Annotated in this window: 11 protein-coding genes; 7 read left to right on the top strand and 4 right to left on the bottom strand. The window is 35.8% G+C overall.

The genetic code is table 11. The features are described 5' to 3' along the window. Positions 1-27 precede the first annotated feature (27 nt). The 7 genes from GM418_RS27625 (at position 28) to lplA (ending at position 10,625) form a co-directional block, all read left to right on the top strand. Positions 28-1,179 carry an MFS transporter gene (locus GM418_RS27625; RefSeq protein ID WP_158871021.1) on the top strand — a complete coding sequence of 384 codons (1,152 nt, stop codon included), beginning with the start codon at positions 28-30 and terminating at the stop codon, positions 1,177-1,179. A 73-nt stretch (positions 1,180-1,252) separates the two neighbouring features. Then, positions 1,253-2,440, top strand: coding sequence for a sialidase family protein (locus GM418_RS27620; RefSeq protein WP_158871019.1), 1,188 nt, complete (start codon positions 1,253-1,255; stop codon positions 2,438-2,440). Positions 2,441-2,735: 295 nt separating this feature from the next. Continuing rightward, positions 2,736-5,903: an efflux RND transporter permease subunit gene (locus GM418_RS27615; protein WP_158871017.1), complete on the top strand. Its 3,168-nt coding sequence runs from the start codon at positions 2,736-2,738 to the stop codon at positions 5,901-5,903. A 1-nt stretch (position 5,904) separates the two neighbouring features. After that, positions 5,905-7,086 carry a 6-bladed beta-propeller gene (locus GM418_RS27610; RefSeq protein WP_158871015.1) on the top strand — a complete coding sequence of 394 codons (1,182 nt, stop codon included), beginning with the start codon at positions 5,905-5,907 and terminating at the stop codon, positions 7,084-7,086. 175 nt (positions 7,087-7,261) lie between these two features. Next, a complete protein-coding gene (locus GM418_RS27605) occupies positions 7,262-8,404 on the top strand; it encodes a 6-bladed beta-propeller (protein ID WP_158871013.1) in 1,143 nt (380 codons plus the stop codon). Between the two features lie 18 nt (positions 8,405-8,422). After that, complete coding sequence (locus GM418_RS27600) at positions 8,423-9,550, top strand: BF3164 family lipoprotein (RefSeq protein ID WP_158871011.1); 1,128 nt, start codon at positions 8,423-8,425, stop codon at positions 9,548-9,550. A gap of 88 nt (positions 9,551-9,638) precedes the next feature. After that, positions 9,639-10,625 (top strand): lipoate--protein ligase, encoded by a 987-nt coding sequence (lplA, locus tag GM418_RS27595; RefSeq protein WP_158871009.1) that lies wholly within the window; start codon positions 9,639-9,641, stop codon positions 10,623-10,625. A 102-nt stretch (positions 10,626-10,727) separates the two neighbouring features. Here the strand turns inward: lplA and GM418_RS27590 are convergent, their stop codons facing one another. The 4 genes from GM418_RS27590 to GM418_RS27575 all read right to left on the bottom strand — a co-directional run bounded on the left by GM418_RS27590 (position 10,728) and on the right by GM418_RS27575 (position 17,763). Continuing rightward, positions 10,728-12,707, bottom strand: a complete 1,980-nt coding sequence (locus GM418_RS27590) for a TrkA-related ion transporter (RefSeq protein ID WP_158871007.1) — start codon at positions 12,705-12,707, stop codon at positions 10,728-10,730. A 94-nt stretch (positions 12,708-12,801) separates the two neighbouring features. Continuing rightward, complete coding sequence (locus GM418_RS27585; protein WP_158871005.1) at positions 12,802-13,281, bottom strand: hypothetical protein; 480 nt, start codon at positions 13,279-13,281, stop codon at positions 12,802-12,804. A gap of 79 nt (positions 13,282-13,360) precedes the next feature. Continuing rightward, complete coding sequence (locus tag GM418_RS27580) at positions 13,361-16,582, bottom strand: tetratricopeptide repeat protein (RefSeq protein WP_158871003.1); 3,222 nt, start codon at positions 16,580-16,582, stop codon at positions 13,361-13,363. Continuing rightward, positions 16,579-17,763, bottom strand: a complete 1,185-nt coding sequence (locus GM418_RS27575; RefSeq protein WP_158871001.1) for a toll/interleukin-1 receptor domain-containing protein — start codon at positions 17,761-17,763, stop codon at positions 16,579-16,581. Before GM418_RS27575 ends, GM418_RS27580 begins: the two co-directional genes overlap by 4 nt. Positions 17,764-17,768: the final 5 nt, after the last annotated feature.

The following is a 17,768-nucleotide window of genomic DNA, read 5'->3' as shown; positions in this document are numbered from 1 at the left end:
ACCATTAAAACTCTAAAAAATCAAACAATGACAACTCAAAAAGCTCAGTGGGGGAAATTACTCCCCGTTTTTCTTTCTTTTATCGTGATGGGATTTATCGATATTATTGGTGTTGCCGTGGGCTACGTGAAACAGGATTTTGAAGTTTCCGATTTTATAGCGCAATTTCTGCCAATGATGGTGCTATTATGGTTTTTTGTGCTTTCAGTGCCTGTTGGAATATTACAGGACAAAGTTGGAAAACGAAATATGTTAAATACTGGGATGACATTGCAGGCTGTAGGGCTGGGCTTGCCCTTTGTACATTATTCATTTGGAATGATGTTCGCCTCTTTTATTCTTTTGGGAATTGGAAATACCATTATCCAGGTTTCAGCAAACCCGCTGCTTCAGGACGTTTCTCCTGCTGAAAAATTAGCCAGTTTTCTGAGCACTTCACAGTTTGTAAAAGCTATTGTTTCTTTTGCCGGACCTCTGATTGCAACTTTTTTGGCTGTTCAGTTTGGCGATTGGCGACTGGTTTTTGCCGTTTATGGAATTGCTTCAGTTTTTGCGACAATTTGGTTGGCATCAACTCCAATCACAGAGTCAAAACCAGAAAGAGACCCGGCCACTTTTGCTTCCTGTTTCGGGCTGATGAAAAATCGTTTTGTCGCTTTAATGGCGCTTTCAATTTTTTTAATTGTAGGAGCAGAAGTTGCTGTAAATACAAATATTACAACGGTTCTAATTGCCAAGTTTGGACTAACACTGGAAAAAGCTGCAATTGGAATTAGTGTGTTTTTTGCCGGAGAAACGATAGCTCGTTTAACCGGAGCAATTACTCTGAACTGGATTAAATCGCGTCCTTTTCTTCTTTTGGTGGCTTTGGTATCGCTGGCCGGAGTAGTTGGTGTTTTTATTGCACCAACATATATTTTGGCATTGGTGGCCATCTTTATCATCGGACTGGGGGCAGGAAATATGTTCCCGATTATTTTCTCACTGGCATTGGAAAAAATGCCCGACCGTGCCAACGAGATTTCAGGATTATTGATTATGGCTGTTTCCGGTGGCGCCTTTGTTCCTCCGGTAATGGGATTTGTTAGTTCAGCAGTTTCTCCACTGGCGAGTATTGCGGTTGTGGGGATTTGTATGCTTTATATTTTATGGATATCCTTCTACGTTCGTAAGAATTAGTTAAAAAAATCACCTGTTTTTTTGAATTAAATTGCAGGCAGTTCCACAGTTGTTTAACAAAATTGAATTTAAAATGAAAAAAATATTATTTCTGACTTTTGCTTTGCTGAGTTTAGCTTCCGTGGCGCAACAAAAAAATAAATATAAATCGATTGTGGAAGAGAAGTTTATTTTTACGCCTCAATCCGAACATTCACATGGCAGTAGTATTGTAGCATTGCCCAATGGTGATTTTCTGGCATGTTGGTTCCAGGGAAGTGGTGAACGCAAATCGGATGATGTGAGAATTATGGGATCACGGCTTCAAAAAGGAAAAACAACCTGGGGAAAACCTTTTGTAATGGCTGATACACCCGGTTTGCCCGATTGTAATCCGGTTCTGTTTCTGAACAACAAAGAAAAGCTTTTTTTGGTTTGGATTGCTGTTCAGGGAAACATGTGGGAAGGCTCAATTTTACGTACGCGCACCACAACAAATTATAATCAGGCGGGAGCTCCGGTTTGGGAATGGCAAGACAATATTTTACTAAAACCCGGAGAGGAGTTTGAAAGTGAAGTAGAGGAAAAGTATGCTGAAATGCCCGAGTTGGAGCACGGCTGGGCAGGTTATGCTCCTCTTTATGACAATTTGATTATTGAAGCCAGCAAAAACAAAGTAAACCGAAGCATTGGCTGGATGACCCGGATAAAGCCGCTTATTCTGGAAAGTGGACGAATTATTTTACCGCTCTATTCGGACGGTTATAATTTTTCGATTTGTGCGATTTCTGATGATGACGGCGAAACGTGGCGACCTTCAAAACCAATAGTTGGAAGAGGGCCGATTCAACCTGCTCTTGCTTTAAAAACCAATGGTGATATTGTTGCGTTTATGCGCGATAGCGGAGATGCTCCGGCACGTGTCCATAAAAGTATTTCGAAAGATAAAGGTGAGAGCTGGACTTATTCTGTAAAAACAGATATTCCAAACACAGCCAGTGTTGAGATTCTGGTTTTAAAAGACGGTCGTTGGGCATTTGTTGGAAATGATATTGACGATGGCAGATACCGTGTGGTGTTGATGCTTTCTGACGACCAGGGAGAAACATGGAAATGGAAAGAATATCTGGAAAACGACTCGAAACAGGGTGGGGGAAGTTATTCCTATCCGGGTCTTATTCAAACTCAGGATGGATTGCTTCATATTACTTATTCTTCACGGACCTCTGAAACCGAAAAATCAATTAAATACCTGGTAGTAAACCCGGAAAAAATAAACTAGTTGCTCTTTCTAATTTTTTGGAGCTAACTAACAGTAGGCAAAATTATATTTGGATCGTTAAATTGATTTTTGATTTGACAGTTCCGACTGATTAGGAGATTATTCCGGTTGTCAAAATGAGGAATAATTTTTTTTGCCGGCTAAATCAAAATAGTGAAAGATAGAAAACAATAAAAAAACACCTCTTTTTTAGCGAAAAAAACAATCTTGTTTTGGAAATAAATCGATTTAATAAAAAATAAAACACAAAGGCACATTTTTTGTTAAATTGCCAAATAAACCTGAAACAAACAAAATGCAGCCTGCTACAAAAGAAAAATCAGCCTTTTCACCTTTTTCTATCATTGTGGTTTTCCTGGCGTTAATGATTATCGGGATTGCATTTATTCCGATGCTTAACATCAGTTACAAACCCGACCGCACTTTACCACAACTGACGATTAGTTTTCGGTGGGCAAATGCTTCACCCAAAGTAATTGAAGAAGAAACCTCAAAGATAGAAGGTGTACTTGGGAAAGTGGGACAGGTGAAAAATATTGAATCCACATCCTCGGTGGGAAGCGGGCGCATCATGTTGGAATTTGACAAAACTGTTGATTTAAACAAAAAGCGCTACGAGGTTTCTACACTCATCCGCCAGCTTCGAAGCAACATGCCTGATGGGATGAGCTATCCCGAAATTGTTACCAATGCCGAAGATAACGATGAAGTAGTCAGTTTTATGGTGCTTACACTCAACGCCAGTGCTTCCACTCACTATATTGAAAAAGTAGCCAATCAGCAGGTTATCCCGTCGCTGTTAAAAATAAGGGGCATTGCCGATATTTTGCTTTATGGCTCCACACCGTATCAGTGGGAAATCAATTTCGACCCGGAACTGCTGAAAAATTTTTCACTTTCGCCCTACGAGATTGCAACCGCTATAAACCGGCTGGGGGATAAAACTTTTTTGGGTAACCAAAAAAATGTATCGGGCTCGTCGATTCCGGTGCTGGCTTCCACAAAGTACATAGAACCCGAAAAATGGGGAAATTTGACTCTTGCCAACAAAGGCGGACGCATCATAAAACTCTCTGATATTGCCAGCGTAAAATTAAAAGAAAAACCGCCTGAATCGTATTACCGGATCAATGGAAAAAATACAATCAATCTTGTTATTTATTCAGCTCAGGGGGAAAATCAGATAAAACTTTCGGGTGAAATCTACGATCAACTTGATCTTATCCGGGAAAACTTACCTTTTGGATATTTCGTACAGGTAGCATCCGACAGTACCGAATATATTCGCGAAGAGCTCACAAAAATTGGTTTGCGTACGCTTTTTTCGTTAATAATTTTACTGCTTTTTGTACTGGTTGTCAGCCGCTCATTTCGCGTATTGACCATTCTTTCCGTTTCTCTGATAGCCAATTTACTTATTGCCTGTGTGTTTTATTATCTGCTGAAAGTTGAGATTCATATCTACTCACTGGCTGGAATCACTGTCTCTTTCGGGATAATTATTGACAATAGCATCTTAATGGTTACCCACCTTCAGAAACAAAAAGGTTTGCGTGTTTTTATTTCGCTTTTGGCGGCAACACTGACCACCCTGGGAGCACTTTCGGTTGTATTCTTTTTAAAAGAAAATCAGAAAGTATTGCTAATTGATTTTACCTATGTAATGCTGATAAACCTTTCTGTTTCGCTGGTCATTTCGTTGTTTCTGGTTCCTTCATTGATGGAGAAGTTATATCATGAGAAATCGGATGCCAAAGCGCCGGTGCGGGTGCGAAAACGGGTAGTGAAGATTACAAAAGCTTATTCACGCTTTATCGGTTTTGAAAAACGTTATAAGTGGGCATTTTTTATTTTGATTATTCTGGCTTTTGGACTGCCGGTGGGTTCCATTCCCGGCGAAATTGAAAAAAACGACAACGATACAAGCCCCGAAACCAAAGTTGTACAGTTTTATAATAAAACGCTGGGAGCAGAAAAATTCCAGTCAAATATAAAACCCGTTCTTGAAAAAGTTTTTGGAGGGGCACTCCGTTTGTTTACAGAATTTGTTTTTGAGGGTAGTTTTTATTCTGACCCAGGAAAAACAAAACTGTATGTACGCGGACAAATGCCCGAAGGATGCACCATTCAGCAGCTCAACGATGCTGTTAGGAAAATGGAACAATATATCAGCCAATTTAGCGAAGTAGAGCAGTTTGAAACACGCATTACCAGTTACCGGAATTCGTCCATTACCATCCAGTTTACAAAAGAAGCGGAGAAATCTTCTTTTCCTTTTATGCTGAAAAGCCAGGTGGAATCAAAAGCCATTTCCCTGGGTGGTATGGATTGGAGTGTTCTCGGTGTTGGAAAAGGTTTTTCAAATGCACTGAATATGGATTACAAAAACAGCCATATTTTGCTGACCGGATACAACTACGACCAATTGTACAGATATGCCGAGCAACTGGAACAAAAACTGCTGCAAAACCCACGAGTGAACAACACCGAAATAAACAGTTCCAATTCCTGGGGGTCGACTACACGTTACGAATACAAATTGGAAGTGGATAAAGATTTACTGGCTTTACAAAACCTCAATTATTACGATTACACAGGCTCTCTTTTTACCCAGCTGTATTCCCAAAACCTCGCACCGTTTTATAACGAAACTGAACTTCAACCCGTGGTTTTACTGTCAAATCAAAGCGATTCGTATAATAAATGGGATTTTTACAATGTTCCGGTTAATACATCCGAAGGACAAAAGAAACTTTCGCAGGCAGGCGAGATTCACAAGTTATTGGCGGGGAAGAGCATTATTAAAAAGAATCAGGTGTATCAAATATATTTGAATTACAACTTTGTGGGACCGGGGCCGCTTTCCAAAATGGTAAAGGAACGCGAAATAGAAGCAATAAACGAAGTACTGCCACTGGGTTATAAAGCACAGGAGCCTGAACGATTCTGGTACTGGGATAATAAGGATAAAAAACAGTATTATCTTTTATTACTGATTATTGTAATTATTTATTTCATTACAGCTATTTTATTTGAATCGCTGCTCAAACCGCTGGCCGTAATCAGCCTGATTCCGATTTCATTTATTGGCGTGTTTCTTACGTTTTATCTCTTTGATTTCAATTTTGACCAAGGAGGATTTGCTTCGTTTATTTTATTAAGCGGACTGGTTGTAAACGCAGCCATTTATATTATTAATGACTTTAATAATCTGGTATCACGCAAAAACAAAAAAGTTACTGTTCGAACTTTTCTAAAAGCTTTCAACCAGAAAATTGTTGCCATAACTTTGACAATCTTATCAACCGTACTGGGACTAATTCCTTTTGTCTGGGGAGGACAAAAAGAAGTATTTTGGTTTGCGTTTGCAGCAGGAGCAATGGGCGGCTTGTTATTTTCAATGGTTGCGATAATTGTTTATCTGCCGTTGTTTTTAAAACTGAAAAGGGATAAAAGTTTATAAGATGAAAAATATTGTATTAATTATAGTCTTAACTATTAATGCTTTGCAGTTTAAAGAAGATAGCTGCAATTCAAACAAATACAATAAAATTCCATCTGCCGAATCTTCCTGCAATCCAAAGAATGAGGAGACAAAAGTGCTGGATGTATTTGGTTCTGATTGTACTGATTTAACATTTGAATCAATTGATCTTGTATCATTGGAAACATTGCATAATGTTCTTATCGGTGAGTTTAATCAATTGTTAGTGAATTTTGATAAGGAGAATATTTATATTTCAAATGTTGTTCAAGGAGAAACATTTCGCTTCAACAAAAAAGGAAAATTTATTAATAAAATAGGAAAATTAGGGGGTGGACCAAAAGAAATTTCTTCGTTCGACGATATTTGCTTTCATGGAGACACTGTTGATATTCTGAATAACATGGGAGATAAAGTAAGAGTTATAGGTTACAAAAATGACGATACATTTCTTTATTCAAAATCAATAAATTTAATTGCATATTCTTTTGAGTGGATGTCTCCTGGGTATATTTTTGAAACAAGTTACCGTAAGGGTTATCCTTATCGTATTTATATGACTGATGTAAATGGAAAAATAACAGGTACTTTTTTACCAAATACTACTGGATTTGCAATGGGGCAAATAGAAAATAATTTTTCCAGATTAGGGTCAAAAGTATATTGTAAGGAATCCTATAATAACAAAGTTTATATTGCTGAAAAGTCTAATTTATTTCCTACCTACAACATAGATCTTGGATCGTTTGCTGTGCCTGATGAATATTTCAAAAGCAAACCCGTTCAAGCATTTCAACTTTTACTGGGCCATGCATTTGCATCAATAGTGAATTATTTTGAAACCCCATCTGACGCCCTTTTCCATATTAGACAAAAGCCGAAGTCCAAAAGCCCAAATGAGGATTTAATTGATTACATTTTTGTGTTAGACAAGGGTACAAACAAATTAATGAAAAGGTCTTTCCAGATGCAATCTGAAGATTTATTCAAATATCCGGTTTCGGGTACATTAAACAATGAGCTCATTTTCTTAATTTATCCATACATGATTTTTAATGATCAACAAACATTTAACCGTCTTCCAATAAACAATCCTGAAATAATTAGCCGCTTAAAAGTTGATGACAATCCGGTATTGGCTATTTGTAAAATTAAAGGATAAGAATCGTATCCTGAATATCGGGGCAAATTAGATATGAAATTCCCTTAGAAATTATTAAATCCGGTTTTTTTTGATTCAATATAAATTAAACATAAACCGGTAGTTTTATTGGTGTGTTAAGGATTATGGTCTGTATTTTGCTGCAAGTCAGGAATTAACTTCAAAGTCCTTCAAAATGAAAATAAACCTCAAAGGAATCTTTTTATTTACGGTTGTCGTCTCTCTTTATGTTAGCTGTTCGGAAAAGGAACAAAGCAACATCGTTACGCTTGAACCTACAGAAACCGAAAAACTTGAATTAGGAACACCAACACAAATTATAAAACTTGAAACTTCTCCCGAATCGTTACTTGGTTCTGTTATGAAAACTGCTGTTGATAGTGAGAATGACCGGATTTTCGTTTTGTCGGAGGGCACTTTGTTTATTTTTAATACAAAGGGGAACTTTATTACAAAAGTAAAAAAAGGAAAGGGGCCTGAAGAACTGTATGATATTATAACTTTCTCTGTGGATAAAAAAAAGCAATTGATTTTTGTTAATCAGGCTTTGGCTAACTACATTACAATAATTAACTACAACGGGACTGTATTAAGAAATGATAAATTAAAAGAGAATTTTTACATGCTCACAGTTGAGCCCGTTAATGAGAAATATCTTTTTTTACAAAACAACTCTCCTTTACATAGCAATCCCTTTTTTATTGGAAAATATGATTTAAGCAATGATTCGATAACTCAAAACTTTATTCCGGCGAAAGAGAGTGATTATCCATTGTTAATGTGGCCAATGACCAATAACTTTGTCAAAAAAGAAAACCGATTATTTTTTGCAAATTCTACTGTTTTTGGGCTTTATGAATTCAAAGACGGCCAATTTGAAAAAATTATTAGCTACGATTTGGGAAGACGAAAAGTACCGCCAGGATTTTCTGAAAAATTTGAAAAAAGAAGGAGAATGACAGCATTTGAAAAAGCAGCTTTGAATAATGGATATGTCCCTTACATGAAAGCTTCTTTCTATTTTAATGATTATAACCTGGTTATTCTTGGTGATGAATATTTTTCGTGTTATGCTATTGATGAAAAGAATAAAAGTAATGTTTTTTTCAATGGCCCAATTTCCACCTATTTGAATTTGCCAAAGGTAAAATCATTTAAGAATCCCTGTGAAATCAATGAGGACTATCTCGTTTTTGCGGCTAATCCAACCGATTTTTTTGATGAGAGTTCAACCGCAAATAAAACATATGTTCAACTTGGAAATCAGAAGCTGGAAATCGGATTGGAAGAGAATCCGTTTTTAGTAATTGTGGAATAATGCTAAAACGACAAAACCATGTTAAAACAAACTACCTTTTACCTTTTAATATTTCTAATCCTGTTTTCGGCCTGTAATTCGAAAGATTCGGGCTCTAAACAATCTGAACAACTAGTGGTTGACAGTCTGGCCGACAAGTCAACAGTTGTAAAAACGTTTCCCGATTTGATTCCGGGCGAAACCGAGCTTAGGGAAGACTGTTTTGGAGAAATCATTGAATTGCAGGGAGAACAAAAAACAACCGATGCCATTTTTGAAGTAAGGGAAACTCAAATGCTGGTAAAAGACAGTTTGCTTATTATGGCCAACCTAAACAGTGAAAATATGTTTATGGCCTTTTCACTTCCCGGGTTCGAGTTGGTAAAATCATTTGGGAAAATGGGACGGGGACCTGGAGAATTTCAATACCCTCAGTTGGTTCCGGCAAAAAAAGACGATTGTTTATGTTATGTCTATGAAAAGGCAAATAATCATATCTTCGCTCTGCAGAAGGATTTCATCATTTCAGCGTTACCGTTTAAGCTGACCGACTCTCAGACAAGACATCAGATCAATGACAAACAGCTTGTGAGTTTTTCTTCCCATGAATTTGTATACGCCGAGTCGGTAAAAGGAGGAAAAGCTGTTTTTGATTTCTCTTTTCAAAACGACTCCATTCAGGATAAAATGATTTATAATCTTTCATTTTCAGAGAAACATCAAAGCTGGGCTTCTTACATCGGTGATTTTGGTGCCAACGCCGGGAAACAACGTGTGGTTTATGCCTACAAATATTTTAAACAGCTTGTTTTTATTGATTTAAAAAACAATACCTCCCGAAGTCTGAAATTCAATTCAGGTGAAGCAAAAAAAGGCAATGCTGTTTCAATAATGAGTCCGGAAAATACAACCCACTATTGGGGAATGTCAGCAGGTAACGATTTTGTATATGTTTTGTACAGTGGCCGTTCACCGGTTGATGTAACCAAGGAATGGCGAAAAAAAATGTACTACATATTTGTTGAGAAATACGACTGGAACGGAAATCCGGTGGCAAAATACAAACTGGATAACTGGGGGTATTTTTGCGTCGATGAGCAAAGAAATAAACTGTATTTAGCCTCGGTAAATGATGCCAATCCATTTTTTGTATACGAATTAAAATAAATGAAAAGTTCCGCACACAATTATCAATAATCTTTTTCTCAAGTCTGTCAAGTCTCAAAAACTTCTATTTTTGCAAAAATTTTTGTTTATGCTGATAATTGATTCACCATCCAATAATGCATATTTTAATATTGCTTCTGAAGAATTTCTGCTTCAAAAATATCCTGATGAAGAGATTTTTTTGTTGTATATAAATGCGCCGTCAATAATCGTTGGGCGTTTTCAGAACACGCTTGCTGAAATCAATCTGGATTACGTGAGGGAAAATAATATTAATGTTGTACGAAGGCTTTCCGGCGGTGGAGCAGTTTATCACGACCTGGGAAATCTAAACTTCTCTTTTCATGCGCCAATGGACGACGATGATTTTTCCGATTTTTCAGAATTTACGCAGCCGGTTGTCGATTTGTTAAATAAATTGGATGTTCCTGCGAAATTAGAAGGACGCAACGATTTGTTAGTGGACGGGAAAAAATTCAGTGGCAATGCAAAACTGGCCCGAAACGGAAAAATAATTCAACACGGAACGATTCTTTTGAACTCAGAAATGAAAGTGTTAAGCGAGGCTTTGAAAATTAATCCGTTAAAATTTAAAGATAAAGCAGTAAAATCTGCCCGTGCCCGTGTTACAAATTTAAAAGAATATTTGCCAGAAGAAACTACTGTCGAATCTTTTAAAACGTTGCTGATTAACCAAATTTTGGAAGAGAACCAACCCGACTCCCGAATTCATCAATTAACGCAGGAGGAATTGGAAGGGATTAAAAAACTGGCCGATGAAAAATACAGTACCTGGAATTGGAATTTCGGTGTTTCTCCGGCATATAATTTCAATAAAGCCATTAAAGTGTCTGCGGGTTTTATTGAAGCGCATTTGGATGTAAAAAAAGGAACCATTCAAAAAGCAAAAATTTTTGGTGATTTTTTTGCTTCCAAGCCGATTGAAGAATTGGAAGAAAAATTTGGTGGCGAAAAACATGAAACAGAGAGTATACAAAAAATCCTTTCATCCGTGAACCTTTCGGAATACTTTGGAAATGTTACACTGGACGAAATTTTGGAGGTGTTTAAATAGTTTTTTTATAAAAAAACGCAATGGGTAAGAAGAATATCATAGATCTTGTCTCCATGTAATAATGTTTTGATGATTCGTTACATAAAGTGTAAAATTGAATTCTTATAATTTAAATATTAACGGAATGGTTTTAACTAACATTCTGTCAATTATTTTGTATTTTTCTCTTAAGTTCTCATATGGAATTATACATAAATGAACTCGAACTTTTTTCAATTCTGACCTGTATGTTTCAAATTCCTCATCAGTAAGTTTTTTAGCTTTATCTATTTCATTCATTGTTGGTGGACGAAATCCAGCTAATATGCGTTCAGCATTCCATCTTGCATGTTCCATTTTTGCCATTATCTCAATATTTTCAGATGATAACATTGGAAGGTCGCTTTTCTCAATATTACAAATTTCATTTGGTGTCAACCCAATACCCCGAAGTTTAAATAAGAAAGAATCAGCATTATATCTACTTGACCACTGGTCTGTTAATGCCAATTTTTGCCACTCTTTATCAAGGTCTACATCCCAATCAATTTCCCTGGAATCATCTTTACGATTAAAACTTCCATTATAAAAATGATTGACTGCTTTAGCTTTAATATCCCGCATCCCATCAATATTAAAGCAATAGTTTAGCATTCCAAATGGTTTTAAATTTCTGTATTTATTATTGCCCTTTAATTCAAATATGGTTAGGATACTATTTGATATTTCTTGTCTTACTAATATTTGAGTTTCTGTATCATATACATCGACGGGAAGATTAAGCGCTGCTGTCAGACTTTTATCCGGATTATCGTAACAAATAGCAATAGTGTTTAGCGCTTTTTCCTCATTTGCCCATTTACTTAAATTTTTCCTAATTTCTTCTAATTCTAATGAACCATTGATAAATTCTATATGAATATCATCTATTAGTTCATATAGTGGATAACGACTTTTGAAATAATTTTTTTCAGTTGATGCATCAGAGTCAATAACAGTTATTTTTGTTATTTTATCATTAGCGAAATGCGCCAATCGTATTGTCTCTGTTAAGAAAGCATATCCCATTTTTGTAAAACCTGCAACAATAAAATGCACATATTTATCTGATTTACATTCAATCTGTTCAAAATCGAGAGGTTTGTATCTAATAGTATTTTGCTCAATGTCGTTAGAAAAATCTTGTGCAAGATTATTGGCCAATACCATTTGTGCCCAATTTTCATAAAAATTATAAGGAATTAAGCTTAGACTATCTGTAATTTCTTTAATAGGAAAAAGCGTTTGGAAAAAAGTAAATGTTGACTGGGATTCAAACAAAACATGACAAGGTATTTTTTTTGAAGTTTTATGATTCGATTTCTTATGTTTGTCATTAATAACTTTTGCTATGTTCTTAAAACATTTTACATTCATTGAATCAAATGATTGTTCTTCACTTTCGCCTACAATAAAAATCTCTACGGCATGTTGTACATGTATACGTAACAGTTCCTCTTCACTATCTCTGCCACCGTGCAATAACACGAGATTTTTTTCTATTGATTTTGGAAGTTGTGACTGTAATTTACTTTTTACTTCAGGAACAGACTGGCTTGATAACAACACAATATCGACGTTCCTGTGTTTTTGAATCTTTTTATAAAGTTGTTTTAATAGCGCCGGAATCATTGGATTGTAACCAATTATCACATAATGATTTTTAAATGAATAGTTAACCTCACCCAGCTTTATTTTATCAATACGTCGTTCTAACGAGTTGGAAAATGTTGAAATAAGCAAACCACTTAGTAAAGCCGAACCTGAAAATGCCACAAGCAAAGCAAATAATCTGGTTCTTGAATCAGCCATATGAAGATTACCGGGATCGAACAAATGTGAAATTATTCCCCAAAAGCGGTTATTCATCTCTTTATTTAGAGAATTAACAAGTTTTTTTCCACCATCAAAAGAAGCTTCTATATAAACATTACTACCTAAAAACAAATAACTTAATCCTAACCAGAACAAAAAGGCAATTAAAAGAAAAAATAAAAGCCACAGTAATTGTTTCCAAATAGAACCTGAAAATGAGCGATCAAATATGCGAATTGGATTTTTCATTGTTTATAATTTTATGTCATGTAAAAGGAATCTTAAAACGTTTAATATTAGATAATTAATGAATGTCAGCCAATAGGATTTGGGCATAGTACAGTTATTTGATATACTTCCGATAGGTCGATTCAAATATTTTTTTTTGTACAATCCAGATATTATCAGGGTATTCATTTTCTTTATCAGTATACATTTTTATGAGATAGCTACCAGCTATTCCTTTCAAAATTCCCCAATCCCTTAGGTAAACTTCAAAATCATGATCAACAGCAACGGCTAAGACACCGATGGAATCAGGTTTGGGTAAATATTTCTGCCATCCATCATAATCATTTTCAGTTAATACGTCAGGAATATATTCTTGAAATAGTGATTCCGCTTTTTGGCACCAAATGTCATTAAATGATCCGCGACAAAGAAAATTATCAGCATGACAAGTAATATTACCTTCAAGTGTTTCCACAACAATATCATTGTATAATTTCTTTGCCAATATTGGTGATTCCTTTTTGTAACGACACCATTTATTTTGTTTGTTTACATGATCTAAAATTTTTTTGTTCGATATTTTATTTTCCATAATTTTTTACAATGATGAAACCTGCTATTTCAAAAACCTCATGCTGCAATATGGATGCTAATACTATTATAATAGTAAATTAGTTTTTTAGTAAAGTTCTTATTTTCTCCATATCAGGATGGGTAATGCCTGCTTCCTCCAATTCTTTTAAATCCTGCAGAAAAAAATCTTTATAAGTTTTTGATTTGTCCTGACGATAAGATTTATCCTTAAAAGTTTGATAAATCTCTTTTGCTTCTTCAAATCTACCCTGGAATAAAAGAGCATGAGCGAGGTTGGTGTTTACCCATTCTGTTTCTTTCCCAAACGCAAGACTTTTTCTGGCAGCTTCTTCGGCTTTTACAAATTCTTGGGAAAAGAGATAGTACCATGATAAATTACCATAAGCAGAAGCTCTTAAGTATGCAATACTATCAGTTTGTTCCTCTAATTTATACCGCTTTATTAATTCAAGTTGTTCGGCAATACGGTGGTCGGTATTGGTTTTATTAAAGTCAGCAATAATGTTGGTATAATAATCGGCATAGTTTTTATAATCGTTGTTCCCTGTTATTACATGTAAATTATGCAGAATATTAACAGCCAGTTGATAATATTCTATTGCTTCTGCCTTTTTATTTTGTTTGATTAATAATTTACCAATATTTATGTTGATCCTTGCCACTTCCAATAGATAGGCGGGATTTTTTGGTTGATTTTTTACCAATTCCCGGTATGTTTCCAGTGCTTCCAGGTAGGCACTTTTTGCATTTGTGTAGTCCTGTAAATCGGAATATAAATTTCCCAGGCTATTTAAGGTGTTCGCTACATCGGAATTATAGCTTTCGGGGTATTTTTTTGCGAGTTCCCTTCTAATTTCCAGTGCTTCCAAGTAGGCTTTTTTTGTATTTGAGTAGTCCTGTAATACTCTATAAAGACTTCCCATATTATTGAGGGTCATTGCTACATCGGAATTATAGCTTTCGGGGTATTTTTTTGCAAGTTCCCTTCTAATTTCCAGTGCTTCCAAGTAGGCACTTTTTGCATTTGTGTAGTCCTGTAAATCGGAATATAGATTTCCCAGGTTATTGAGGGTGTTCCCCACATCGGAAACATACCTTTTGGGGTATTTTTTTGCGAGTTCCCTTTTAATTTCCAGTGCTTCCATGTAGGCTTTTTTTGCATTTGAGTAGTCCTGTAATACTCTATAAAGGCTTCCTTGGTTATTAAGGGTCATTGCTACATCGGAATTATAGCTTTCGGGGTATTTTTTTGCAAGTTCCCTTCTAATTTCCAGTGCTTCCATGTAGGCTTTTTTGGCATTTGCGTAGTCCTGTAAATTGGAATAGAGGGTTCCCAGGTTGTTGAGGGTCGTTGCTACATCGGAATTATAGCTTTCGGGGTATTTTTTTGCGAGTTCCTTACTAATTTCCAGAGCTTCCATGTAGGCTTTTTTGGCATTTGCGTAGTCCTGTAATTCTATGTAAAGATTTCCCAGACTATTGATGGTGTTCGCTACATCGGAATTATAGCTTTCGGGGTATTTTTTTGCGAGTTCCCTTCTAATTTCCAGTGCTTCCATGTAGGCACTTTTGGCATTTGTGTAGTCCTGTAATTCTCTGTAAAGACTTCCCATATTATTGATGGTGTTCGCTACATCGGAATTATAGCTTTCGGGGTATTTTTTTGCGAGTTCCTTACTAATTTCCAGTGCTTCCATGTAGGCACTTTTGGCATTTGTGTAGTCCTGTAATTCTCTGTAAAGACTTCCCAGATTATTGATGATTGTTGCTACATCGGAAATATAACTTTCGGGGTATTTTTTTGCGAGTTCCCTTTTAATTTCCAGTGCTTCCATGTAGGCACTTTTAGCATTTGTGTAGTCCTGTAAATAGTAAAATAGACCTCCCAGGTTATTGAGGGTCATTGCTACATCAGAATTATAGCTTTCAGGGTATTTTTTTGCGAGTTCGCTTCTAATTTCCAGTGCTTCCAGGTAGGCACTTTTGGCATTTGTGTAGTCCTGTAAATCGGAATATAGATTTCCCAGATTATTGATGGTTGTTGCTACATCGGAAATATAACTTTCGGGGTGTTTTTTTGCGAGTTCCCTTTTAATTTCCAATGCTTCCAGGTAGGCATTTTTTGCATTTGTATAGTCCTGCAAATCGGAATATAGATTTCCCATATTATTGAGGGTCATTGCTACATAGGAATTATAGTTTTTGGAGTATTTTTTTGTGAGTTCCCTACTAATTTCCAGTGCTTCCATGTAGGCACTTTTGGCATTTGTGTAGTCCTGTAATTCATTATATAATAGTCCCAGGTTATTGAGGGTAGATGCTTTCTTTTCTTTTGTTTGTGCATATTGGTATGTTTTTAAATACCATGTTTGGGCTTCGTAAAAACGTTTGCTATCTTGCAATAAAGAAGCATAATCAAACAAATAGCTGTACGAAGTGCTGTCTAAATCCACTCTCTTTTTAAAATATACAAGGGCAGAGTCTATTTCAAAACCCAGCTTAAATCCATTGGCGGTATTCAGGTAGTCATTGCCCAGTTGCTGCACTTTTGCCTGTATGGCATCTTCCACACTTTCTTGTACCTTTTTCAGCATTTGTAGTTCTTTCTCTCTTTCAGCAGCACTTTTTTTGTTTACCTCTACTATCTCCTGCCACTTTCCTGCTTTTTTTAGTTCAAGGTTTAAAAGACTTAAGGAATCCAGTGTTTTGTAATCAATCTGGGCCAGTTTTTCGGCTTCTTCGCGTATTTTATTCCAGGCCTCGGTGTATTGGGTATAAAAAATATCGAGTTTCTGCTGCAGGCTGTCTCTTTCTTTTACTATTTGTCTGTATCTAATATCGGTTTCTTTTAATTCTGCCAGCGCTTTGTCTTTTTGTTCTATTGTCTCTTCCCTGTTCTCCAATTCCTTTTCCAGTTGCTGGTATCTTTTCTCGGCAATTGTGTTGGCCTCCTTTCGTAACAAAGCTTCATTGGCCAGAATAACTTCTACCGTTACTGCCTCATTTAACGGATAGCGTTTATTATATATGGAATCCCGGGAGGGGGAAATTAAGCGATACCCGATTTTATGAATGTCGTTAAAAACAAAGGTGTTGTTGTCTGTTTTTGTTATTTTGAGGTTAACGTTCCCGTTGGCATCACTGCGTTCTTCGGTTTCTACCTTTACACGTACCCCTTCTATGGGTGTATCTTTTGCTTCTTTGGAATACGAGATTTCACGAACATAGCCTTTTTGTTCCACAATTTGTGCTTGCAGATAAAATGGCATTATAACTATTACAACAAAAAGGTGTTTCATTTTACAGGGTTTAAATAAAAGGTATTTGTTACATTAGGGTTGTTTTGCATTGGATAAGCATCTGCTTCAGTAATTATATCATTATAATATATTCTTGCTTTATAAATTACCTTTTGGTTGAGCAAAGGGATAAAAACGGAAAAATAACCCTCGCTGTTACTAAAAGTAATTTGTCCTTCGATTTCTATTTTTGCCTTATCCATAAATTCGTCTGTTATGGTATTTCTAACATATCCCTTAACCTTACCAAAAGTGTTTTTGTCTCTGGCTATTTTTAGTAAAATGGTGTCCTGCAAGTTAATAATAGTATCTAGCTCATTAAATCCATGCATCTCAAAATGAATTGAGGCTTTGGTATTGTAAAATTTACCTGCTATGTTTTTAAATTTAACCGTTTTGTTGTCATTATCAATTTTATTTCTTATTAGGGTGTCATTATCGTAATGCAAAAGTACCGTACCATTTTTAAAAGGCAGGTTCTCGTTGAGTGTTGTGCTTTCGTAAAAAAGAATGTGGCTTGTGAAAGGAAGATTCTTGTAATATTGGTAATAGGAGGAAGCAAAGCCGGCTGTAATAATCATTAATCCTGATAAAAAGGTTAAAAGGGTATTTCTTATAATTCTTCTTTTTTGCCTTTTCCATAATGAATCAAATGAAACATCAAGCATTGTAGCGACCAGTCGAATAAAGGCTTTTTGTTTCTTTATGTATTTGAGTCCTATTCCGGCTTCATTCACATTTGCCCCAAGCATTTCCGGCAATTGTTCCTTTATAACTTCATGGAAGCACTCCGTTTCTTTAGATCCGCTGTATGGAATGCCTTCTATAATAAAAAGATGTATTTGTTTTTCTTTTCCTTGTTGTATAAATCCAGATATTTCTTTGCCTACCCATTGCGATTGTGCAGAACAGGGAGAGCATACAACAACGAGGTGTTTAGAGGTTTCCAGATTTGTTTCCAGTTCTTTTTTTAATTCACCTGGCTTAATATCGGTTGTATCTCTAAACACCGGTTTTAGCCTTGGTGGAAGATGAGAGTTTTTATTAGTAATAATGGTCGGTAATCTGTAATGTTCAAGTTTCTGATGTAACCACCTTGCCCATTTTTCATCTTCATGTTTGTAGCTTATAAAGGCAAAAAAATCGAATTTTTGACTATCATTCATATTTATATCATTCAAAATTT

Source organism: Maribellus comscasis, from assembly GCF_009762775.1.
In the GTDB taxonomy this organism is placed as follows: Bacteria; Bacteroidota; Bacteroidia; order Bacteroidales; family Prolixibacteraceae; genus Draconibacterium; species Draconibacterium comscasis.
This window is presented reverse-complemented; position numbering and strand designations above follow the sequence as displayed.

What these genes read in the sequence shown, in the direction of transcription:
- GM418_RS27625 (WP_158871021.1), top strand. Translation starts at nt 28, where the DNA reads ATGACAACTCAAAAAGCTCAGTGGGGGAAATTACTCCCCGTTTTTCTT.
- lplA (WP_158871009.1), top strand. Translation starts at nt 9,639, where the DNA reads ATGCTGATAATTGATTCACCATCCAATAATGCATATTTTAATATTGCT.
- GM418_RS27585 (WP_158871005.1), bottom strand. Translation starts at nt 13,281, where the DNA reads ATGGAAAATAAAATATCGAACAAAAAAATTTTAGATCATGTAAACAAA.
- GM418_RS27600 (WP_158871011.1), top strand. Translation starts at nt 8,423, where the DNA reads ATGTTAAAACAAACTACCTTTTACCTTTTAATATTTCTAATCCTGTTT.
- GM418_RS27615 (WP_158871017.1), top strand. Translation starts at nt 2,736, where the DNA reads ATGCAGCCTGCTACAAAAGAAAAATCAGCCTTTTCACCTTTTTCTATC.
- GM418_RS27620 (WP_158871019.1), top strand. Translation starts at nt 1,253, where the DNA reads ATGAAAAAAATATTATTTCTGACTTTTGCTTTGCTGAGTTTAGCTTCC.
- GM418_RS27605 (WP_158871013.1), top strand. Translation starts at nt 7,262, where the DNA reads ATGAAAATAAACCTCAAAGGAATCTTTTTATTTACGGTTGTCGTCTCT.
- GM418_RS27590 (WP_158871007.1), bottom strand. Translation starts at nt 12,707, where the DNA reads ATGAAAAATCCAATTCGCATATTTGATCGCTCATTTTCAGGTTCTATT.
- GM418_RS27610 (WP_158871015.1), top strand. Translation starts at nt 5,905, where the DNA reads ATGAAAAATATTGTATTAATTATAGTCTTAACTATTAATGCTTTGCAG.
- GM418_RS27580 (WP_158871003.1), bottom strand. Translation starts at nt 16,582, where the DNA reads ATGAAACACCTTTTTGTTGTAATAGTTATAATGCCATTTTATCTGCAA.